A 21,207-nucleotide genomic window follows, 5' to 3' on the forward strand; every position below is an offset into this window, starting at 1 on the left:
AATGAGCTAATGGGATACGATACGTTAGGCATCTATCTCTATAAATAACTCTAATTAAGACTGGTATTTACTCTATTATTTATTAATAGAATATTTAAAGTTAATTATAACTCAGAATATATGCCTTATAAATAAAAATGTTACCTGGTGTTACTGTCGACTAAAAGTTAATTGTGTCTTTTGTTGACTAAAAGATTATGTAAGTAAAAACTTTATAGAGGAATTAAGGTCTAAAGTTTTACTGAAAACAACTTTGATATGAAAAATGAAAAAGTAAATTTATTAGCTTTACTAATATTACTATTTATTGCTTGTTCAAAAAATAATAATGACATTACATATATACAAGAAGAACCTTTATTTAAATTAGATTTACCTGAAGAGTATTATAATTATGCTAATATTGAACTTCCTAATTATTATAAAGAAAGTAAATTTCCTGATGCTTTTCAATTTGAAGCTGTAACAATATATGATAATACTCCCAAAGATAATCTGATAACAGATGCAGGAGCTACTTTAGGTAGAGTACTTTTTTATGATACTAAATTAAGTTCAAACGGGACTATTTCTTGTGCTTCTTGTCACAATTTCGAACATGGGTTTTCTGATTCAGAAATTTTGAGTATTGGATTTGAAGGAGGCCGTACCCGAAGACATTCTATGGGAATTGTAAATGCTAGGTTTTATGCTGGAGGACAATTTTTTTGGGACGAACGAGCAAAAACTTTGGAAGATCAAGTTTTAATGCCATTTCAAGATGATATAGAAATGGGACTGACATTAGATGAACTTATCCATATTATAAAAAATCAATCATATTACGCTCTACTTTTTGAAGATGCGTTTGGTAACGACAATATTACAAGTGACAGAATTTCTAAAAGTTTAGCACAATTTATTAGGAGTATAGTTAGTGTTACTTCAAAATATGATAAAGCAAGAGGAGATGTAGAATCTCCACTAGATGATTTTCCTAATTTTACAGCTAAAGAAAATGAAGGGAAAAAACTTTTTTATATGCCGAGAACACTTACAAATGGAGAAAGTGGAAGTTGTGTTGGTTGCCATCAAACCGAAGCTTTTATAGGGCCTCTTCCAGTAAATAACTTTAGACTTACTACTTTTGCTACTTCAAACGGATTAGATTTAATATCGACTACTGACTTAGGTGTTAATGAGGCAACGAATAATATTAATGATATTGGCAAATTCAAATTTCCATCTTTAAAAAATATTGCAATTCGTCCTCCTTACATGCACGATGGTAGGTTCTCAACTTTAGAAGAAGTGATTGATCATTATAGTTTTGGTATCCAAAATAATACGGCTTTAATTACTCCTTTAGTAAATTCGAATGGAGAAGTTGGGCAGTTTAATTTTACCGAAACAGAAAAAGAAGCATTACTTGCTTTTTTAAATACATTAACTGATAATGAAATGCTTACAGATGAAAAATATAGTAATCCGTTTAAATAATTATATAAAAATATTTTATACAGTTTTAGTTGTATTACTTATAGGATGTAAAAAAGAAAGTGTAATTATGGATCAATCTATTTTAGACCCAGCTGAGAGTACACCAAATATCCTATTTATTATAGCAGATGATTTAGGAAAAGATGCTATTAATGGCTTTTCTGAAGGACAGATAAAACCAACTACACCTAACATTGATGCTATACGAAATTCTGGAATTACATTTGTTAATTTTTGGAGTTATCCAACATGTTCACCAACAAGAGCTTCTATTATTAGTGGTAAATACAGTTATAGAACCGGTGTGAAATGGGCAGGTGATGAATTAGATTCATCAGAAATGAGTTTACAAAAATTTATAAATAAAGAAACTAATGAAACTTATGCAACTGCTTTGGTAGGGAAGTGGCATTTATCTGGAAGTAATAGTTCTTTTAATCCTGAAGTATTTGGTATTGATTATTACGCAGGACTTATAAGAGGAGAAGTTCAAAGTTATTACAATTGGGTATTAACTGAAGATGGAATAGGTAGTTTTGTCTCTGATTATACTACCGAAAGATTTACAGATTTAGCTATTAATTGGATACAAAAGCAAGAAAAACCTTGGTTTATGTGGTTGGCTTATAATGCACCACATACTCCATTTCATGTACCACCAAATGAAATGCATTCTCAGGGGAATTTGCCTGATTATATGGAAGGGATGGATGAAACACCTTACTTTATGGCTGCAATTGAAGCTATGGATTATCAAATAGGAAGATTGTTAGATAGTATTCCAGAAGATAAAAAAGAAAATACAATTATTATTTTTATAGGAGATAATGGATCCCCAAATCAAGTAGCACAATCTCCATATACATATTTTACGGCAAAAGGTTCTTTAAACCAAGGAGGTGTAAACGTACCTATGTTTATTTCTGGTAAAGGAGTTTCTAGAAGAGGTAATGATACGAATCTAGTTACTAGTACAGATCTGTTTGCTACAATATCAGAAATTGCAGGAGTACACGTAAATAATATTAACGATAGTAAAAGTTTTAAATCATTATTAACAGAATCTATAGGAGGAGTCAGAAATTTTCAATATGCTGAAAAAGATGATGGAGACAATAATTTATGGGCTATAAGTAATGGAAGTTATAAAATTATCGAAAATGAGAATGGTACTAAAGAATTTTACAATTTAATTGACGACCCTTACGAAGAAATTAATTTATTAAATAGATCATTGTCCAGTTCAGAATCAAATGCTAAAATAGAATTAGAAACTGAATTGTTAAATATAAGAAAGTAAAAAAAGCATCTTATTTCAAATAAGATGCTTTTTTAGATATTTTTGATTGTACTAAAGACTCACATATTTTAATCTTTTTTCAATTGCTTGAATTATATTTCCAGCAATATCTTTTCCAGTAGCATTTTCTATACCTTCTAGACCTGGAGACGAATTTACTTCTAATAAAAGTGGTCCTTTGTTAGAACGTATTAAATCGACACCAGCAACAGGAAGATTTAGAATTTTAGCAGATTTTAAAGCTAATTTCTTTTCTTCTGCAGATATTTTTACAATAGATGCAGATCCACCTTGGTGAATATTAGCTCTAAACTCTCCTTTAGCAGCAGTTCTTTCAATAGAAGCAACTACACGTCCATCAACAACAAAACATCTTAAATCTTTCCCATTAGCTTCTCTAATAAACTCCTGAACTAATATGTTGGCATTTAAGCTTTTAAATGCGTTTATTACAGATTCTGCAGCCTTATTTGTTTCGGCTAATACAACTCCTTTTCCTTGCGTACTTTCTAATAATTTAATAATTAATGGAGCACCACCAACCATGTGAATTAAATCTTTAGTATCTAATGGAGATTTGGCAAATCCAGTGGTAGGAATATGTATGTCATTTTTAGAGAATAATTGAGAAGAGAATAATTTATCTCTAGATGATGAAATAGATTCAGCTTCATTTAAACAATATGTTCCTAAAGATTTAAACATTCTAAGTAGCGCACAACCATAAAAAGTCATACTTGTTTTAATTCTTGGAATTACCGCATCAAAATCGTTGATAACATTACCACCTCTATATCTAATTTCAGGAGTAGCAGTGTCTAGTTTCATGTAACACTGTTGTACGTTTAAAAACACCATTTCATGACCTCTAGCACGACCTGCTTCCATTAATCTTTTGTTAGAGTATAATTCAGGATTGCTAGCCAATACAGCTATTTTTAATCCAGATTTTTTCATGACAAAAGTTTCATATTTTTGGTCAATTTCTTCTTCAGGAATATTACCCAATAAAAACTCTTCAGAAGGATTTACAATCATTCTGTTTTCCATAGCTTGTCTACCCAATAACATTTTAAATTCCATGTTATCTCTATCGGCTAAAGTAAGTTCTATATCCCACGTTTGATTTCCCATTGTTACAGGAGAAGAAACTACATATCTTTTTTCTGGAATACCAGATGAACTTTTAATAATTCTAGTGGCAACTATTTTAGACTCACATTCTATAGAAATACTTCTATTTTCTGTTAAGGGTTGAATATAATAACGAACCCAATTTTCTTTGTTTTTTTTATATGTTGTAATATCAGTAGCTTGAATAGAAGATGTTTTAGCACCAGAATCTACTCTAGCTTTGATAGCAGGAATATTTAATTTGTCAAATTGACACCATTCTTTGTTTCCTACAATTGTTAATTCACTCATGAATATTTATTTTTTTATCGAATGTAAAGGTAATAATATGTTGTTAGTGTTATGCTAATATTAATTTTAAAGATAGCGTATTTTCTTTATTTTAATTCTTTTAAAATCATATTGAATTGCTATATTTGTGCAAGAAAATTAAGAACATGATTTCAATTCAATTACATCATCATCATCATATCCAGTACTGCGCTTAAGCGAGTTGGAAGGATTATGTTGTAATAAGAACATATTTTTCAAACCCGTTTGAGCTATCTCGAACGGGTTTTTTATTTTTAAATTGATTATAAACTATATACCAATGAGCACATTAAAAATTGCCATTCAAAAATCTGGAAGATTAAATGAAGATTCTTTACAACTTTTAAAAGAGTGTGGAATTTCAATAGATCATCGTAATGCACAGTTAAAAGCTACAGCAAGAAATTTTCCTTTAGAAGTTTTTTATTTAAGAAATGGTGATATACCTCAATATTTAGAAGATGGAGTAGTGGATATTGCTATTTTGGGAGAAAATACATTGATTGAAAAAGGAGAAAATTTACCTATTGTAGAACGTTTAGGTTTTTCTAAATGTAAAGTATCTTTAGCAGTGCCTAAAGACGTTGAATATACGGGACTTTCTTACTTTGAAGGAAAACGCATTGCAACAACTTATACTAATACTCTTGATAAGTTTTTAAAGGAAAAAAACATAAAAGCAAGTTATCATAAAATTGCAGGTTCTGTAGAAATTGCTCCAAATATTGGTTTGGCTGATGGTATTTGTGATATTGTAAGTTCTGGAGGAACATTGTTTGCTAACGGATTAAAAGAAGCAGAAGTAATGTTTTGGTCAGAAGCTGTATTGACAAAATCACCAGTTTTATCAGATGATAAACAAGCTTTGTTAGATAAATTACAATTTAGAATTCAGTCAATTTTAAAAGGAAGAGCATATAGATATGTTTTGTTAAACGCTCCTAATGATAAAGTTAATGCTATTATTAAAGTAATTCCAGGAATGAAATCTCCAACAGTTTTACCTCTAGCTCAGGCAGGATGGAGTTCTATACATACCGTAATTCCTAAAGATAAATTTTGGGAGATTATAGACGAATTAAAAACGTTAGGAGCCGAAGGTATTTTAACTACCGAGATAGAAAAAATGGTGTTTTAATTAGTACTGAGTACAAAGTACTGAGTACAGAGTGTTAAGTAAAGTATCTAAGATAAGCTTAGGACTTTATACTTGATACTTAATACTTGCAACAAATGAAAACATATATAAATCCAGCAAAAAATACATGGGAAGCAATTACCCAAAGACCTGCTAAGGAAGCAAATACCTTAGGAGCTACTGTAAAAGCTGTTTTTGATGACATAAAAAAAGAAGGAGATAAAGCTTTAAAGGACTATACTCAAAAATTTGATGGAGTTACTTTGTTAAATTTACGAGTTTCTCAACAAGAAATTGATACTGCCATTCCTTTGGTTTCACAAGAGCTGAAAGATGCTATTATATTGGCTAAAAACAATGTTGAGAAATTTCATACTTCTCAAAAAATTGAGAAAAAAGTGATTTCTACTACAAATGGAGTAGATTGTTGGCAAGAAATGAAACCTATAGAAAAAGTAGGTTTGTATATTCCAGGAGGTTCAGCACCTTTGTTTTCTACTATTTTAATGTTAGGAATTCCTGCAAAAATTGCTGGAGCAAGCAAAATTGTTTTGTGTACACCTCCATCAAAAGATGGAAGTATTCATCCAGCTATCTTATTCGCAGCACAATTAGTAGGAGTTACAGAAATTTATAAATTGGGTGGTATTCAGGCCATTGCAGCCATGACGTATGGAACGGAATCTGTACCTAATGTTTATAAAATATTTGGACCTGGAAATCAGTTTGTAACGGCAGCAAAACAATATGCTACAACACAAGGTTTGGCTATTGATATGCCAGCAGGACCAAGTGAAGTTATGGTGGTTGCAGATAAAGATGCAGATGCAAGTTTTGTGGTGGCAGATTTATTATCGCAAGCAGAGCACGGAGCAGATAGTCAAGTAATTTTAGTTACAGCTTCTCAACAATTAATAGATGAAGTTCAAATAGAGTTAGATAAACAATTGGTAGAACTACCAAGAAAAGAAATTGCAGAAGGAGCAATTGAAAACTCTAGTGCTATTTTAATAGATAGCATTGCAGATCAGAATGAATTGATTAACGCATATGCACCAGAACATTTAATTTTAAATGTATTGAATGAAGATGTGTATATTTCTGAAATTGTAAATGCAGGATCTGTTTTTATTGGACCATTGACACCTGAGAGTGCGGGAGATTATGCATCAGGAACCAATCATACTTTACCTACAAACGGATATGCAAGAATGTATAGTGGTGTAAATTTAGATGCATTTACTAAGAAAATCACGTATCAAAAAATCACCAAAGAGGGAATTCAGAATATTGGACCCGCTATAGAATTAATGGCTGCTGCCGAAGGTTTAGATGCACACAAAAATGCAGTTACGTTAAGATTGGAGAGTTTAAAGAAATAAGAGAAGTTAAGAATTCAGGAGTTAAGAAGTTTTAGAACTTAATACTAGTTAAATATGAATTTTGATATCAATAAAATAATAAGAGAAAATGTAGCCAATATGAAAGCTTACTCTTCAGCAAGAGATGAGTTTACAGGAGCTACAGATGATATGGTCTTTTTAGATGCGAATGAAAATCCGTTTGAAAACGGAGTAAATCGTTATCCTGACCCAATGCAAAAGACAGTCAAGTCAGAATTGGCTAAAATTAAAGGAGTGGCTCCTAAAAACATTTTATTAGGGAATGGATCTGATGAAGTCATTGATTTAATTTTACGTGCTTTTTGTGAACCTAAGATTGATAATATCATCACATTGCCACCATCGTACGGAATGTATGATGTATCGGCAAATTTGAATAATATCACTATTAAAGAAGTTCCTTTAAGAGAAAATTTTCAACCTGATATTGCTAAAATATTAGAAACAGTTGACGAAAATACTAAAGTGATTTTCTTATGTTCTCCAAACAATCCATCTGGAAACTTGTTTGATTATGCAAACGTAAAAGCAATTGTAGAAGGTTTTAACGGTTTGGTTGTGGTTGATGAAGCTTATATTGATTTTGCATCAGAACCAAGCTGGATTACTCGTTTGGCAAAACATCCAAATTTAATTGTAAGTCAGACTTTATCTAAAGCTTACGGAATGGCTGGAATACGTTTGGGAGTTTGTTATGCATCAACAGAAATTATTACGGTGTTAAACAAAATTAAACCTCCATATAACGTAAACGAATTAACACAGCAAAAAGCATTAGAACGTTTACTGGCTTATGAAGATGTACAAGAGGAGATTGAAGCTATTTTGGTTGAGCGTGATAATTTAGAAATTGCATTAAAGGAAATTTCTTATGTAGAAAAAATATACCCTAGCGATGCCAATTTTTTATTGGTAAAGGTAGATGATGCAACCAAACGATACAATCAATTAATAGAAAAAGGAATTGTAGTTAGAAATAGAACCACTCAAGTACTGTGTGAGAACACGTTACGATTTACAGTGGGGACAATTAAAGAAAACGTTGCCTTAATGAAGGCTTTGAAGGAGTTAGAGTAGTACAAAGTACTGATATTTGAAATTGAAAAGGGAATAAGAAGTGGTTTAAATGGAGTTATTCATTTTTATGGTTTTACAGAAACTAGAAATGATCAGAATATCTTATTTAAGAAAGTGAAAGAAGATGAATTTTTATTATTACGAATTTCAAGAGATAAAATAGCTGATTTATACTATGTAAAATATGAAAAAGGAATTAGTTCTAATAATTATTTACATGAAGAAGAAAAAATGTTAAAACTTGGTTTTGATCCTAATGAGGTTGAAAGTTTAAACATATTGAAAAAATATATAAACAATTAAGTTATAATAATATCCTGAAACAAGTTCAGGATTGATTAACAAGTTAATCATGAAAAAAGTTTTATTTATAGATAGAGACGGTACACTTTGTATAGAGCCGCCAGTAGATTATCAGTTAGATAGTTTAGAAAAGTTAGAGTTTTACCCAAAAGTTTTTCAATACATGGCAAGAATTGCTGAGGAGTTGGATTACGAATTAGTGATGGTGACCAATCAAGATGGATTGGGAACAGACTCTTTTCCTGAAGATACTTTTTGGCCTGCTCAGAACAAAGTAATTGATGCTTTTAAAAACGAAGGTGTAGAATTTGCAGCTGTTCATATTGATAAAACATTTCCTCATGAAAATGCAGAAACTCGCAAACCAAGAACAGGTTTGTTAACACAGTATTTTGACAAGGAAAAATACGATTTAGAAAATTCTTTTGTATTAGGTGATAGAATCACAGATATGGAATTGGCTAAAAATTTAGGAGCAAAAGGAATCTTTTTATCAGAAAACCCTGAATTAGGAGCTGATGAAACAGAAGCTGATGCAAAAGCAATTCACGATTGTATAGCGTTGACATCAACTGACTGGAAAGAAATCTATGAGTTTTTAAAATTAGAAGATAGAGTTTCTGAAATTACTAGAAATACCAACGAAACTAAAATTTACATCAAACTAAATTTAGACGGTTCTGGTAAAAATGATATTTCTACAGGAGTAAAGTTTTTTGATCATATGTTAGATCAAATTGGTCGTCATGGAGCCATGGATTTAACCGTAAAAGTAGATGGAGATTTAGAAGTAGATGAACATCACACTATAGAAGATACCATGATTGCTTTGGGAGAATTATTTAACAAAGCATTAGGTAATAAATTAGGAATAGAACGTTACGGGTTCTGTTTGCCAATGGATGATTGTTTGGCACAAGCAGCGGTTGATTTTGGCGGAAGACCTTGGTTGGTTTGGGAAGCAGATTTTAAACGTGAAATGATTGGTGACATGCCAACAGAAATGTTTTTACATTTGTTTAAATCGTTTACAGATGGAGCAAAATGTAATTTAAACATTAAGGCAGAAGGAGCTAACGAACATCATAAAATAGAAGGAATTTTTAAAGCTTTTGCAAAAGCAATGAAAATGGCTGTAAAACGTGATGCGAATAAAATGTTTTTACCAAGTACAAAAGGAGTATTGTAGAATCCAGAAGTTAAGAATTTAAGAAGTTAAGAATTTCCTTAATTCCTCATTTCCTTAACTCCTTAACTACTAAAAAATATGAAAATAGTAATTATAAATTACGGAGCCGGAAATATACAATCTATCCGATTTGCGATTGAGCGATTGGGTTACGATGCTATTTTAAGCAACGATGTTGAAGAAATAAAAAATGCGGACAAAGTAATTTTTCCAGGAGTGGGAGAAGCTAGTTCTGCCATGAAAATGTTAAAAGCTACAGGATTAGATCGCTTAATTCCGACCTTAACACAACCCGTTTTAGGAATTTGTTTGGGAATGCAGTTGATGTGTAAATACTCTGAAGAAGGAGATACAACAGGTTTAGGGATTTTTGATGTTGACGTAAAACGTTTTGAAAATATTGTAAAAGTGCCTCAGATAGGATGGAACCAAATTAGTGGATTGGGTTCTAAAATATTTAACAATGTTAAAGAAGGTGCTTACATGTATTTGGTACACAGTTATTATGCACCAATCACCAAAGAAACCATTGCGACTACAGAATATGGAATTCAGTACGCTACAGCATTGCAAAAAAATAACTTTTACGGAGTGCAATTTCACCCAGAAAAGAGCAGTACTGACGGAGCGATGATTTTAGAGAATTTTTTAAATCTATAGATTTAATAAAGTACAGAGTATTCAGTACTTAATACTATTATAAATGAGAATAATACCAGCCATAGATATTATAGACGGACAATGTGTACGTTTGTCAAAAGGAGATTACAATACCAAAAAAGTATATAATGAGAATCCGCTAGAAATTGCCAAGCAATTTGAAGCACATGGAATTACACATTTACATTTGGTAGATTTAGATGGAGCAAAGGCAAGTCATATTGTAAATCATAAAGTGTTAGAAGAGATTGCAACCAAAACAACATTAAAAATTGATTTTGGTGGTGGTTTAAAAACCGATGAAGATTTAAAAATTGCTTTTGAATCTGGAGCGAATCAAATTACTGGGGGAAGTATTGCAGTAAAAAATCCAGCAGTTTTTAAAAGTTGGATTTCTAAATTTGGTGCAGATAAAATCATTTTAGGAGCCGATGCAAATAATGAAAAAATTGCAGTAAGCGGTTGGTTAGAAGAATCTGATGAAGAGTTGATTCCTTTTATTCAAGGATATCAAAAAGAAGGAATTCAGTATGTAATTTGTACAGATATTGCCAAGGACGGAATGTTACAAGGTCCTTCTTTTGATTTGTACGAAAAAATATTAAAACAATGCCCTAACGTAAAATTGATTGCAAGTGGAGGAATTTCTACTTTTGATGAATTGCCTAAATTAAAAGAATTTGGATGCGAAGGTACTATTGTAGGAAAAGCGATTTATGAGAATAGAATTAGCTTAAAACAATTGGAAGATTTTATTATAGGTACAAAGTAAATAGTACTGAGTACAAAGTTTTAATTGTTAGAATTTGAGTATTTAATACTCTGTACTAACTACTTAATACTAAAAAATATGTTAGCAAAAAGAATAGTTCCTTGTTTGGATATAAAAAATGGTCGTACTGTTAAAGGTGTGAACTTTGTAGATTTACGAGATGCAGGAGATCCTGTAGAGTTGGCAAAAAAATATGCAGAAACGGGAGCGGATGAATTGGTGTTTTTAGACATATCTGCAACAGAAGAACGCAGAAGAACATTGGTGAATTTAGTTCGTGATGTAGCTGCACAAGTAAACATTCCGTTTACCGTTGGGGGTGGAATATCCTCTGTAGAAGATGTAGATATTTTATTGCAAAATGGAGCAGATAAAGTTTCTATCAATTCATCAGCAGTAAAAAGACCACAGTTGGTGAATGAATTGTCTCAGAAATTTGGAAGTCAATGTGTAGTAGTAGCTATTGATGCAAAGAAGATTGATGGAGAATGGATTGTACATTTGGTAGGAGGAAAAGTACCTACGGAATTAAATTTATTCGATTGGGCAAAAGAAGTAGAAGAAAGAGGAGCAGGAGAAATTTTGTTTACATCTATGAATAATGATGGAACGAAAGATGGTTTTGCAAATGATGCTTTAGCACGTTTGTCAGAAGAATTAAACATTCCCATTATTGCAAGTGGTGGAGCAGGAAACATGCAACACTTTGTAGATACGTTTAAAGATGGTAAAGCAGATGCGGCCTTGGCTGCAAGTGTGTTTCACTTTCAAGAAATTGAAATACCAGATTTAAAAGAAGAATTAAAAAAACAGGGAATTCCTGTGAGATTGTAAAATTGTACAAGGTAGAAAGTACAGAGCATAAATAAACGTGACTCAATACTTACTATTCAGTACTCAGTACTAAAGAAATATGGAAATTAAATTTGACGAAAAAGGATTAGTTCCTGCAATTATACAAGATGCCGAAACTAAAAATGTATTGATGTTAGGATATATGAATCAGGATGCATTTGACAAAACATTGGCAACTAATAAAGTTACTTTTTATAGCAGATCTAAAAACAGGTTATGGACTAAAGGAGAAGAAAGTGGAAACTTTTTAGAATTGGTTTCTATTAAAAACGACTGTGATAAAGATACTTTGTTAATACAAACAAAACCTAAAGGACCAACGTGTCATAAAGGAACAGGTAATTGTTGGGCAGAAGAGAATACAGAAAACTTTGGTTTTTTATCTACTTTAGAAAACGTAATTGCTGAGCGTGTTAAAAATAAAGATGTTCAAAAATCTTACGTAGCAAGTTTGTTTGCTAAAGGAATTAACAAAGTAGCACAAAAAGTTGGAGAAGAAGCTGTGGAAACGGTGATTGAAGCGATGGATAATAATGACGAATTATTTTTGTATGAAGCAGGAGATTTATTATTCCACTACTTAATGTTATTACAAGCCAAAGGATTTACATTAATAGATATTACTGCCGAATTAAAGAAACGTCAGAAGTAAATTGTTTATAAATAATACTTGAGAGCCCTAGAAATTTTATGTTCTAGGGCTTTTGTTTTTTATATTTGTAAACCACTTTATGCTATGAAAGACACATTTAAACATCAAGGATTAAGAAATAGATTGATTACTGTTTTACAAACAAAAGGAGTTACAGATACTGCTGTGTTATCTGCTATAAAAACAATTCCAAGACATTTGTATATGGATTCTAGTTTTGAAGAATATGCCTATCAAGATGTTGCTTTTCCTATTGCTGCAGAGCAAACTATTTCACAACCTTATACAGTTGGATTTCAGTCTCAGTTATTAGAGATTAAACCGGGAGAAAAAGTTTTAGAAATAGGAACAGGGTCTGGATACCAAACCAGTGTGTTGGTAAATTTAGGAGCGCATGTTTATACAATAGAGAGACAACAAGAATTGTTTAAAAAAACACAATTGTTATTGCCTAAATTGGGGTACAAACCTAAGCATATGTATTTTGGAGACGGTTACAAAGGCTTGCCACAATTTGCTCCTTTTGATAAAATTATAGTAACCTGTGGAGCTCCTTTTTTACCCAAACCTTTATTGTCTCAGTTAAAAATAGGAGGTAGAATGGTGATTCCCGTAGGAGATGCTCAACAAATGATGACATTAATTACAAGGAATTCTGCGAAAGAGTTTGACAAACAAATAATTGAAGAATGTGCTTTTGTACCTATGTTAACAGATAAAAGTCTTAAGAATTTTTCTTAATCGTTCTTAAGTTTTTTTCACGTTCGTCAAATGATTTTTCTGCTAGCGGTAAAACCGTGTCTTCAAATAGTTGCATAAATTTAGGACTGTGTTCTGTGGTTTTATTTTTTTTCAAATCAAAATGCACAAAACTAATCCAAGCAACAGATTTTAAAACAGTTTTATCCTTATTAAACATACGCACCTCTGCTTGTAAATGTTTTTTAGAGTAAGCAATGGTTTGCGACTCAAAACTAACCTCTTCCATGGTATAAGCAGGAACCAAATAAGCAAGCTGAGTATTAGAAATTACCCAGCCTTTTTTTTCTTTTAAAATCATGCTAAAAATATCAATACCATAAGCATCTAAAACCTGATCTTCTCTTTGGTTGATAAAATAATCAATATAGCGACCATTGTTTAAATGGTTAAAAGGATCACAATCTTGGAAACGAATTTTGGTACTACTGGTTAAAATTTTAGGTTTGTCCATATTAATTTTTAGGATTAAAAACAGCACAAGGTATAATCATTTCTTCTAAAGATATTCCACCATGTTGGTAGGTGTCTTTAAAGTATTTAGTGTAATGATTTTGATTGTTTGGATATACAAAAAACAAATTGTCTTTGGCAAAAATAAAAGAACTATTAATGTGTTCTTGGGGTAAAAATATTTGTTTAGGATCATGTTCTGCATACACATCTTTTTCTTGATACGTAATACTTCTTCCTGTTTTGTATCTTAGGTTAGAAGCAATTGCTTTGGTACCTATAACTTGTGTAGGTTTGCTACAATTTATGGTTCCATGATCTGTGGTAAGAATCAATTTTATATTGTCTTTTTGAGCTTTTTTAATTAGTTCTAACATCGGTGAGTTTTGAAACCAACTATCTGTTAAAGCTCTATAAGATTTGTCATCAGAAGCCAACTCTCTTATTACCTTGGTGTCTGTTTTGGCATGAGAGAGCATATCAACAAAATTAAAAACAACCATATTAAATTTATTGTCTTTGTACTGGTTGTAATTCTGAATTAAATCTTTACCTGCTTTTTGATTGCTTATTTTATGATAAGAAAAAGTATATTCTTTTTGTAAACGTTTTAATTGTCGTTTTAAAAACTCTTCTTCATACATATTTTTACCACCTTCATCATTTTCGCCTAACCAAATATCTTTGTGTTTGGTAGCCATTTCTAAGGGGGTTAAGCCAGAAAAAATAGCATTTCTTGCGTAATGTGTAGCGGTGGGTAAAATGCTATAAAAAGGAGTTTCTTTTTGTTTTTTATAGTTGTTCGCTATTGTTTTTTCAATCATTAGGTATTGATCATATCTAAGATTGTCTACTACAATAACTAAAGTTTTATCGCTACTGTCTATCTCTGGTAAAATTACTTTTTTGAATAATTGATGAGATAAAACAGGAGCATCGTCATCGTAAAACCAATCCGCATAATTGTTTTTTATAAATTTAAAAAAGATTTGATTGGCTTCTTGTTTCTGACTTTCTAAGATTCCCAATAGTCCAGCATCATCAATATTTTCTAACTCCAACTCCCAATGAACTAATTTTTTGTAAATATCTACCCATTCTTGATGCGAATTCACCTGAGCCAATTCCATAGATATTTTTCTAAATTCTTGTTGGTAATTAATAGTGGTACGTTCACTTATCAACCTATTGTGATCTAAATTCTTTTTTAAACTCAGTAAAATCTGATTTGGATTTACAGGTTTTATCAAATAATCGGCAATTTTAGAACCAATAGCTTCTTCCATTAAATATTCTTCCTCGCTTTTGGTAATCATTATAATAGGAACGTTAGAAACCATATTGTTAATTTCTGTTAACGTTTCTAAACCAGAGAGTCCTGGCATGTTTTCATCTAAAAAAATAACATCGTAGTTATTTTCTTTTACCATATCTAAGGCATCAGCACCATTGGTACAGGGAGTTACTTGATAGTTTTTTTTCTCTAAAAAAAGAATATGTGGTTTTAACAAGTTGATTTCATCATCAACCCATAAAATTTGAATCGTATTCATGTAGTAAGAATCTGTTAATTACTAACTCTATAGGAATTAGATTTTTATATTTGCATTACCTTAAAAGTACAACAATTGAAAAGTCTGTCCAATAAAGTTAAGATTATTAACGATCCAATCTATGGGTTTATTACAATTCCGAACAAATTAATTTTCGATTTAATAGAACATCCTTATTTTCAACGTTTAAGAAGAATAACCCAAATGGGAATGTCTAACTTGGTATATCCAGGTGCTCATCACACACGTTTTCATCACGCAGTAGGTTGTATGCATTTAATGCAAAAAGCAATATCTGTATTACAAAACAAGGGTGTTGAAATTTCTAAAGAAGAAAAAAATGCGGTTTGTATTGCTATTTTATTGCACGATATTGGTCACGGACCTTATTCACACGCATTAGAACATAGTATTGTAGATGGTATAAGTCATGAATCTATTTCTTTGATATTTATGAATTCTTTAAACAAAGAATTTAAAGGAAAGTTAGATTTAGCTATAGAAATATTTGAAGGTAAGTATAAAAGAAAGTTTTTAAATCAATTAGTATCTAGTCAGTTAGATATTGATAGAATGGATTATTTAAAAAGAGATAGTTTTTATACAGGAGTTGCCGAAGGAAATATAAGTTCTGAACGTTTGATAGATATGTTAAATGTTGTAGAAGATCAATTAGTGGTAGAAGAAAAAGGAATTTACTCCGTAGAAAAATTTATTGTAGGTAGACGATTAATGTATTGGCAAGTTTATTTACACAAAGCAGGAGTTGTTGCCGAAAAAATGTTGGTAAATCTATTGGCTAGGGCAAAATATTTGGCTAGCAAAGGAGTTGTGTTGCCATCTAGCAAAGCGTTGCATTATTTTTTATACGAAGAATTAGATACAAACTTTAGTAAAGAAACCTTAAAAACATTTTCTAGATTAGATGATTACGATATTTTATCTGCCATAAAAGACTGGATTAGTCACGATGATAAAATACTTTCTAAGTTATCTGAAATGTTAATTAACAGAAAATTATTAAAAGTTCAATTAAATAATAAACCATTTACAGCAGAATATATTTCTTCAGTAAAAAATAAAATGGAAGAAAAAGGATGGACACAAGAAGAGATGAAATACTTTTTTATTCAGGATACTATTACTAATCAGGCATATAACGATACAAAAAGCAAAATATATTTATATTATAAAAATGGTCAAATCGTAGATATTGTAGAAGCATCTGATCAATTGAACATTCAAGCATTAACAAAGCCTGTAGTAAAACACTTTCTTTGTTATCCAAAAGGCATCAAAATAGCCTAAATAGATTTTAATTTTATATTTTTGCGAATAATGGAATTTAAAGCAACACAGATAGCTGAAATTTTAGGAGGTGAAATTTTAGGAGATTCATCTGCTAGTGTTTCAACATTGGCTAAAATTGAAGAAGGAGAAAAAGGAGCGATGACATTTTTGTCGAATCCTAAATACACAAAACACATTTATACTACAAATGCATCTATTGTAATTGTAAATAAAGATTTTGAGGCTACTCAACCTATATCAGCAACATTAATAAAAGTAGAGGATGCTTATCAGGCATTTACACAAATATTAGAGTTTTACAACGAATACAAAAATCAAAAATCTGGAATAGAATCTCCAGTAAGTGTTCATGATTCTGCCAAATTAGGAGATGATATATATATAGGAGCATTTACAAGTATAGGAGCAAACGTATCTATAGGTAATAATGTAAAAATCTATCCTAATTGTTACATTGGTGATAATGTTGTTATTAAAAATAATACAACACTTTTTGCAGGCGTTAAAATATATACTGATTGTATAATAGGAAACAATTGCAAGATACATGCAGGAACTGTAATTGGAGCTGATGGATTTGGTTTTGCCCCTACAGAAGATGGAACCTATAAAAGCATTCCGCAAATAGGAAATGTAATTATAGAAGACAATGTAGATATTGGAGCTAATACAACAATAGATAGAGCTACTATGGGATCTACCCTTATTAAACAAGGAGTTAAGTTAGACAATTTAATTCAGGTAGGACATAATGTTGTTATAGGCAAAAACACTGTAATTGCAGCACAAACCGCTATAGCAGGTTCTAGTAAAGTTGGAGAAAACTGTATGATTGGTGGTCATGTAGCCATTTCAGGTCATATTAGTATTGGTAACAATGTTAAAATTTCTGGAAAAACAGGAGTTGGAAAAAGTATAAAAGATAATTCTGTGATTAGAGGAATTCCAGCTATGAATTATAATGATTACAACAAATCATATATATATTTTAGAAAATTACCCCAAATTGTAGAAGAATTAAGAAATAAATAAAAGCTTTTAAAAAGTAAAAGGATGCTAAAACAAAGAACAATCCAAAAGGAAGTAACCTTAACAGGTATAGGATTACATACAGGTAAAAATGTTACTATGGTATTTAAACCAGCTCCAGAGAATAATGGATATGCGTTTGTACGTGTAGATTTAGAAGGAAATCCAACTATTGAGGCAAAAGTAGAATATGTAACCGAAACTGAAAGAGGTACTAATTTAGAGAAAAAAGGAGTTAGTATTAACACATCAGAACATGTTTTAGCAGCAGCAGTAGGTTTACAAATAGATAATTTAATTATTGAAATTGATGCATCAGAACCTCCAATTATGGATGGTTCTTCTAAATATTTTATAGAAGCCTTAGAATCCGCAGGAATTGTAGAGCAAAATGCACCTGTAGAAGAATACATAGTTAAAGAAGTTGTATCATATAGAGATGAAGCAACAGGTAGCGAAATTATTTTAATGCCTGCCGATGAATACCAAGTAACTACAATGGTAGATTTTGGAACTAAAATTTTAGGAACTCAAAACGCTACTTTAGATAGTATTACAAACTTTAAAGAAGAAATTTCTGCCGCAAGAACATTTAGCTTTTTACATGAGTTAGAAATGTTGTTAGAGCACAACCTAATTAAAGGAGGAGACCTAAACAACGCAATTGTTTATGTTGACAAAGAAATATCTACAGATACTTTAGAAAAATTAAAAAAAGCATTTGGTAAAGACGATATTAAAGTAACACCAAATGGAATATTAGACAACTTAGAATTGCATTGGGCTAATGAAGCAGCTAAGCATAAATTGTTAGATGTTATTGGAGATTTAGCTTTAGTAGGAACTAGAATTAGAGGAAAAGTAATTGCAAATAAACCAGGACATAAAATTAATACGTTATTTGGTAAACGTTTGTCAAATATTATCAAACAAGAAAAACGTAAAAATGTACCTACGTATGATTTGAATCAACCACCGTTGATGGATATCAATCAAATCATGAAAATATTACCACACAGACCTCCATTTTTGTTAATAGACAGAATTTTAGATTTAGGAGATGATTTTGTAGTAGGGATGAAAAATGTATCTATGAATGAACCTTTCTTTGTAGGACATTTTCCAGAAGCACCTGTAATGCCAGGAGTTTTACAAATTGAAGCAATGGCTCAATGTGGGGGGATATTAGTATTAAGTACCGTTCCAGATCCAGAAAATTACTTAACCTACTTCATGAAAATGGACAACGTTAAGTTCAAACAAAAAGTATTACCAGGAGACACTTTAATTTTTAAAGCGGAATTAATTTCGCCAATAAGAAGAGGAATTTGTCATATGAGATCTGTAGGTTATGCCAACGGAAGAATAGTAGTAGAGGCTGAATTAATGGCTCAAATAGCAAGAAAAAAATAAAAGGATGAATCAACCATTAGCATATGTACACCCAGGAGCAAAAATAGCTCGTAATGTTGTTATTGAACCATTTACAACAATTCATAACAATGTAAAAATTGGTTCAGGAACATGGATAGGGTCTAATGTAACTATTATGGAAGGAGCTGTAATTGGAGAAAATTGCAAAATTTTTCCAGGAGCAGTAATATCTGCAATGCCACAAGATTTAAAATACGACGGAGAAGAGACAAGTACTATTATAGGTAACAATGTTACCATTAGAGAGTGTGTAACTATTAACCGTGGTACTACAGATAGAATGAAAACAGTAATTGGAGACAATTGTTTAATTATGGCATATTGCCACGTGGCACACGATTGTATTGTAGGAGATAATTGTATTTTTTCTAACGGAAGTACTTTAGCAGGACATGCAAACGTAGGGAACAACGTTATTTTAGCAGGAATGACTGCGATTCACCAATTTTGTTCTATTGGAGATCACGCTTTTGTAACAGGTGGATCTTTAGTAAGAAAAGATGTTCCTCCCTATGTAAAAGCAGCAAGAGAACCTTTGTCTTATGTAGGAATTAACTCTGTAGGATTAAGAAGAAGAGGTTTTTCTACAGAAAAAATTAGAGAGATTCAAAATATATATAGAATCTTATTCCAAAGTACTTATAATAATACGCAAGCAATTCGAATTATTGAAGCAGAGATGGAAGCTACCAGTGAAAGAGATGATATTATAAAATTCGTCCAAAACTCACAAAGAGGAATTATGAAAGGATATTTTAGTAATTAAGCATAAAAAATTATAGATGGCAACAACATCAGATATTAGAAACGGATTGTGTATTGTATATAACAGTGATACATTTAAAGTAGTAGAGTTTCAACACGTAAAGCCAGGAAAGGGTCCTGCATTTGTAAGAACAAAATTAAAGAGTTTAACTTCAGGAAAAGTAATTGATAATACCTTTTCTGCAGGACATAAAATTGAAGAAGTAAGAGTAGAAACTAGAAAGTATCAATACTTGTATGCTGAAGGTGATACATTTAACTTTATGAATACAGATGATTACAATCAAATAACTTTAGAAAGATCTACATTAGATGCTCCAGATTTGTTAAAAGAAGGAGAAATTGTAACCATCATTGTTCGTTCAGAAGATGAAATGCCATTGTCTGTAGATATGCCTCAATCTGTAATTTTAGAAGTAACTTATACAGAACCTGGTATTAAAGGAAATACAGCTACAAATGCAACAAAACCAGCAACAGTAGAAACTGGAGCATCTGTAAACGTACCTTTATTTATTAATGAAGGAGATATGATTAAAATAGAAACAGCTAAAGGTACTTACCAAGAAAGAATTAAATCTTAAGCGTTTTAAAATCAATCAACAAAAGCCCAAAACATATTATTTGTTTTGGGCTTTTGTTATAAAATTAGCACAGTTACACAATTCTGTGATAAAAAAAATAAAACAACATATATTGTGAACAAATATTTATATTTGTTCGCAACGAATTTTCAATAAAAAAAATAAAATTAAATGAGTGTTTTAGTAAATAAGAATTCTAAAATTATAGTTCAAGGGTTTACTGGGAGTGAAGGAACTTTTCATGCTTCTCAAATGATTGAATATGGAACAAATATAGTAGGTGGAGTAACTCCAGGTAAAGGAGGTCAAGAACACTTAGGAAAGCCCGTTTTTAATACTGTACAAGATGCAGTAGACAAAGCAGGAGCAGATACTACTATTATTTTTGTACCACCAGCATTTGCTGCTGATGCAGTTATGGAAGCTGCAGATGCAGGAATTAAGGTAATTATTTGTATTACTGAAGGAATTCCAGTTGCTGACATGGTGAAAGTAAAAGGATATTTAGAAGGTAAAGAAGCTCGTTTGGTAGGACCTAACTGTCCAGGAGTTATTACTCCAGGAGAGGCTAAAGTTGGAATTATGCCAGGTTTTATTTTTAAGAAAGGAAACGTTGGTATTGTCTCTAAATCAGGAACATTAACATATGAAGCTGCTGACCAAGTTGTTAAACAAGGTTACGGAATTACAACAGCAATTGGTATTGGTGGAGATCCAATTATTGGAACCACTACTAAAGAAGCTGTAGAAATGTTAATGAATGACCCAGAAACGGAAGCAATTGTTATGATTGGTGAAATTGGAGGTCAATTAGAAGCAGAAGCTGCAAGATGGATTAAAGCTGACGGAAACAGAAAACCAGTTGTAGGATTTATTGCTGGACAAACTGCACCTGCAGGACGTACTATGGGACATGCTGGAGCTATTGTAAGTGGAGAAGGAGAATCTGCACAAGCTAAAATGGAAATTTTAGCAGAAAATGGAATTCACGTTGTTGCATCACCTGCAAAAATTGGAGAAGCTATTGCTAAAGTATTAGCTTAAT

General features: G+C 31.4%; 21 protein-coding genes. 18 read left to right on the top strand and 3 right to left on the bottom strand.

The window, feature by feature from the left end:
- The first annotated feature begins 258 nt into the window (after positions 1 to 258).
- Positions 259 to 1,479 carry a cytochrome-c peroxidase gene (locus FHR24_RS08670; RefSeq protein WP_167187041.1) on the top strand — a complete coding sequence of 407 codons (1,221 nt, stop codon included), beginning with the start codon at positions 259 to 261 and terminating at the stop codon, positions 1,477 to 1,479.
- Positions 1,451 to 2,779, top strand: coding sequence for a sulfatase-like hydrolase/transferase (locus FHR24_RS08675; RefSeq protein ID WP_243846534.1), 1,329 nt, complete (start codon positions 1,451 to 1,453; stop codon positions 2,777 to 2,779). The genes FHR24_RS08670 and FHR24_RS08675 overlap by 29 nt, the downstream gene beginning before the upstream one ends.
- A 51-nt stretch (positions 2,780 to 2,830) precedes the next feature.
- Here FHR24_RS08675 and rimK read toward each other — a convergent pair whose 3' ends face one another.
- Positions 2,831 to 4,204, bottom strand: a complete 1,374-nt coding sequence (gene rimK, locus FHR24_RS08680; protein WP_167187044.1) for a 30S ribosomal protein S6--L-glutamate ligase — start codon at positions 4,202 to 4,204, stop codon at positions 2,831 to 2,833.
- Positions 4,205 to 4,505: 301 nt separating this feature from the next.
- Between rimK and hisG the strand changes: the two genes are divergently transcribed.
- The 10 genes from hisG to FHR24_RS08730 all read left to right on the top strand — a co-directional run bounded on the left by hisG (position 4,506) and on the right by FHR24_RS08730 (position 13,015).
- Entirely contained in the window at positions 4,506 to 5,363 is an 858-nt protein-coding gene (hisG, locus tag FHR24_RS08685) for an ATP phosphoribosyltransferase (RefSeq protein WP_167187047.1), read from the top strand.
- Positions 5,364 to 5,458: 95 nt separating this feature from the next.
- Positions 5,459 to 6,745, top strand: a complete 1,287-nt coding sequence (gene hisD / locus FHR24_RS08690; protein WP_167187050.1) for a histidinol dehydrogenase — start codon at positions 5,459 to 5,461, stop codon at positions 6,743 to 6,745.
- A gap of 54 nt (positions 6,746 to 6,799) precedes the next feature.
- Positions 6,800 to 7,843, top strand: coding sequence for a histidinol-phosphate transaminase (gene hisC, locus FHR24_RS08695; protein ID WP_167187053.1), 1,044 nt, complete (start codon positions 6,800 to 6,802; stop codon positions 7,841 to 7,843).
- 114 nt (positions 7,844 to 7,957) lie between these two features.
- A complete protein-coding gene (locus FHR24_RS08700; protein ID WP_167187056.1) occupies positions 7,958 to 8,146 on the top strand; it encodes a hypothetical protein in 189 nt (62 codons plus the stop codon).
- Positions 8,147 to 8,195: 49 nt separating this feature from the next.
- Positions 8,196 to 9,335, top strand: coding sequence for a bifunctional histidinol-phosphatase/imidazoleglycerol-phosphate dehydratase HisB (hisB, locus tag FHR24_RS08705; protein ID WP_167187072.1), 1,140 nt, complete (start codon positions 8,196 to 8,198; stop codon positions 9,333 to 9,335).
- A 78-nt stretch (positions 9,336 to 9,413) separates the two neighbouring features.
- A complete protein-coding gene (hisH, locus tag FHR24_RS08710) occupies positions 9,414 to 9,995 on the top strand; it encodes an imidazole glycerol phosphate synthase subunit HisH (RefSeq protein ID WP_167187076.1) in 582 nt (193 codons plus the stop codon).
- Between the two features lie 43 nt (positions 9,996 to 10,038).
- Positions 10,039 to 10,767 carry a 1-(5-phosphoribosyl)-5-[(5-phosphoribosylamino)methylideneamino]imidazole-4-carboxamide isomerase gene (gene hisA, locus FHR24_RS08715; protein WP_167187080.1) on the top strand — a complete coding sequence of 243 codons (729 nt, stop codon included), beginning with the start codon at positions 10,039 to 10,041 and terminating at the stop codon, positions 10,765 to 10,767.
- Positions 10,768 to 10,845: 78 nt separating this feature from the next.
- Positions 10,846 to 11,601 carry an imidazole glycerol phosphate synthase subunit HisF gene (gene hisF / locus FHR24_RS08720; RefSeq protein WP_167187083.1) on the top strand — a complete coding sequence of 252 codons (756 nt, stop codon included), beginning with the start codon at positions 10,846 to 10,848 and terminating at the stop codon, positions 11,599 to 11,601.
- Positions 11,602 to 11,680: 79 nt separating this feature from the next.
- A complete protein-coding gene (hisIE, locus tag FHR24_RS08725) occupies positions 11,681 to 12,274 on the top strand; it encodes a bifunctional phosphoribosyl-AMP cyclohydrolase/phosphoribosyl-ATP diphosphatase HisIE (RefSeq protein ID WP_167187086.1) in 594 nt (197 codons plus the stop codon).
- An 84-nt stretch (positions 12,275 to 12,358) separates the two neighbouring features.
- Entirely contained in the window at positions 12,359 to 13,015 is a 657-nt protein-coding gene (locus tag FHR24_RS08730) for a protein-L-isoaspartate(D-aspartate) O-methyltransferase (protein WP_167187089.1), read from the top strand.
- On the opposite strand, the gene FHR24_RS08735 is transcribed toward FHR24_RS08730, so the two are convergent.
- Both FHR24_RS08735 and porX read right to left on the bottom strand, forming a co-directional pair.
- A complete protein-coding gene (locus tag FHR24_RS08735; protein ID WP_167187092.1) occupies positions 12,999 to 13,487 on the bottom strand; it encodes an acyl-CoA thioesterase in 489 nt (162 codons plus the stop codon). The two genes, FHR24_RS08730 and FHR24_RS08735, sit on opposite strands and share 17 nt — an antisense overlap.
- 1 nt (position 13,488) lies before the next feature.
- The gene (gene porX, locus FHR24_RS08740) at positions 13,489 to 15,039 is read right to left on the bottom strand and encodes a T9SS response regulator signal transducer PorX (protein WP_167187096.1); all 1,551 of its coding nucleotides are present in this window, start codon (positions 15,037 to 15,039) and stop codon (positions 13,489 to 13,491) included.
- Positions 15,040 to 15,114: 75 nt separating this feature from the next.
- On the opposite strand from porX, the gene FHR24_RS08745 reads away from it, so the two are divergent.
- The 6 genes from FHR24_RS08745 to sucD all read left to right on the top strand — a co-directional run bounded on the left by FHR24_RS08745 (position 15,115) and on the right by sucD (position 21,206).
- A complete protein-coding gene (locus FHR24_RS08745; RefSeq protein ID WP_208412319.1) occupies positions 15,115 to 16,347 on the top strand; it encodes an HD domain-containing protein in 1,233 nt (410 codons plus the stop codon).
- A 30-nt stretch (positions 16,348 to 16,377) separates the two neighbouring features.
- Complete coding sequence (lpxD, locus tag FHR24_RS08750) at positions 16,378 to 17,382, top strand: UDP-3-O-(3-hydroxymyristoyl)glucosamine N-acyltransferase (RefSeq protein ID WP_167187099.1); 1,005 nt, start codon at positions 16,378 to 16,380, stop codon at positions 17,380 to 17,382.
- A gap of 21 nt (positions 17,383 to 17,403) precedes the next feature.
- Complete coding sequence (locus FHR24_RS08755) at positions 17,404 to 18,792, top strand: bifunctional UDP-3-O-[3-hydroxymyristoyl] N-acetylglucosamine deacetylase/3-hydroxyacyl-ACP dehydratase (protein ID WP_167187102.1); 1,389 nt, start codon at positions 17,404 to 17,406, stop codon at positions 18,790 to 18,792.
- 4 nt (positions 18,793 to 18,796) lie between these two features.
- Positions 18,797 to 19,579 carry an acyl-ACP--UDP-N-acetylglucosamine O-acyltransferase gene (gene lpxA / locus FHR24_RS08760; RefSeq protein WP_167187105.1) on the top strand — a complete coding sequence of 261 codons (783 nt, stop codon included), beginning with the start codon at positions 18,797 to 18,799 and terminating at the stop codon, positions 19,577 to 19,579.
- A 16-nt stretch (positions 19,580 to 19,595) separates the two neighbouring features.
- On the top strand, positions 19,596 to 20,162 hold the full coding sequence (gene efp / locus FHR24_RS08765) for an elongation factor P (protein WP_167187109.1): 567 nt from the start codon (positions 19,596 to 19,598) through the stop codon (positions 20,160 to 20,162).
- Positions 20,163 to 20,333: 171 nt separating this feature from the next.
- Positions 20,334 to 21,206, top strand: a complete 873-nt coding sequence (sucD, locus tag FHR24_RS08770; protein ID WP_167187112.1) for a succinate--CoA ligase subunit alpha — start codon at positions 20,334 to 20,336, stop codon at positions 21,204 to 21,206.
- The last annotated feature ends 1 nt before the right edge of the window (position 21,207 follow it).

Origin of the sequence: Wenyingzhuangia heitensis, from assembly GCF_011762155.1 — a bacterium.
In the GTDB taxonomy this organism is placed as follows: domain Bacteria; phylum Bacteroidota; class Bacteroidia; order Flavobacteriales; family Flavobacteriaceae; genus Wenyingzhuangia; species Wenyingzhuangia heitensis.

Coding starts and splice junctions, on each gene's coding strand:
- FHR24_RS08670 (WP_167187041.1), top strand. CDS start 259: ATGAAAAATGAAAAAGTAAATTTATTAGCTTTACTAATATTACTATTT.
- FHR24_RS08675 (WP_243846534.1), top strand. CDS start 1,451: ATGAAAAATATAGTAATCCGTTTAAATAATTATATAAAAATATTTTAT.
- rimK (WP_167187044.1), bottom strand. CDS start 4,204: ATGAGTGAATTAACAATTGTAGGAAACAAAGAATGGTGTCAATTTGAC.
- hisG (WP_167187047.1), top strand. CDS start 4,506: ATGAGCACATTAAAAATTGCCATTCAAAAATCTGGAAGATTAAATGAA.
- hisD (WP_167187050.1), top strand. CDS start 5,459: ATGAAAACATATATAAATCCAGCAAAAAATACATGGGAAGCAATTACC.
- hisC (WP_167187053.1), top strand. CDS start 6,800: ATGAATTTTGATATCAATAAAATAATAAGAGAAAATGTAGCCAATATG.
- hisB (WP_167187072.1), top strand. CDS start 8,196: ATGAAAAAAGTTTTATTTATAGATAGAGACGGTACACTTTGTATAGAG.
- hisH (WP_167187076.1), top strand. CDS start 9,414: ATGAAAATAGTAATTATAAATTACGGAGCCGGAAATATACAATCTATC.
- hisA (WP_167187080.1), top strand. CDS start 10,039: ATGAGAATAATACCAGCCATAGATATTATAGACGGACAATGTGTACGT.
- hisF (WP_167187083.1), top strand. CDS start 10,846: ATGTTAGCAAAAAGAATAGTTCCTTGTTTGGATATAAAAAATGGTCGT.
- hisIE (WP_167187086.1), top strand. CDS start 11,681: ATGGAAATTAAATTTGACGAAAAAGGATTAGTTCCTGCAATTATACAA.
- FHR24_RS08730 (WP_167187089.1), top strand. CDS start 12,359: ATGAAAGACACATTTAAACATCAAGGATTAAGAAATAGATTGATTACT.
- FHR24_RS08735 (WP_167187092.1), bottom strand. CDS start 13,487: ATGGACAAACCTAAAATTTTAACCAGTAGTACCAAAATTCGTTTCCAA.
- porX (WP_167187096.1), bottom strand. CDS start 15,039: ATGAATACGATTCAAATTTTATGGGTTGATGATGAAATCAACTTGTTA.
- lpxD (WP_167187099.1), top strand. CDS start 16,378: ATGGAATTTAAAGCAACACAGATAGCTGAAATTTTAGGAGGTGAAATT.
- FHR24_RS08755 (WP_167187102.1), top strand. CDS start 17,404: ATGCTAAAACAAAGAACAATCCAAAAGGAAGTAACCTTAACAGGTATA.
- lpxA (WP_167187105.1), top strand. CDS start 18,797: ATGAATCAACCATTAGCATATGTACACCCAGGAGCAAAAATAGCTCGT.
- efp (WP_167187109.1), top strand. CDS start 19,596: ATGGCAACAACATCAGATATTAGAAACGGATTGTGTATTGTATATAAC.
- sucD (WP_167187112.1), top strand. CDS start 20,334: ATGAGTGTTTTAGTAAATAAGAATTCTAAAATTATAGTTCAAGGGTTT.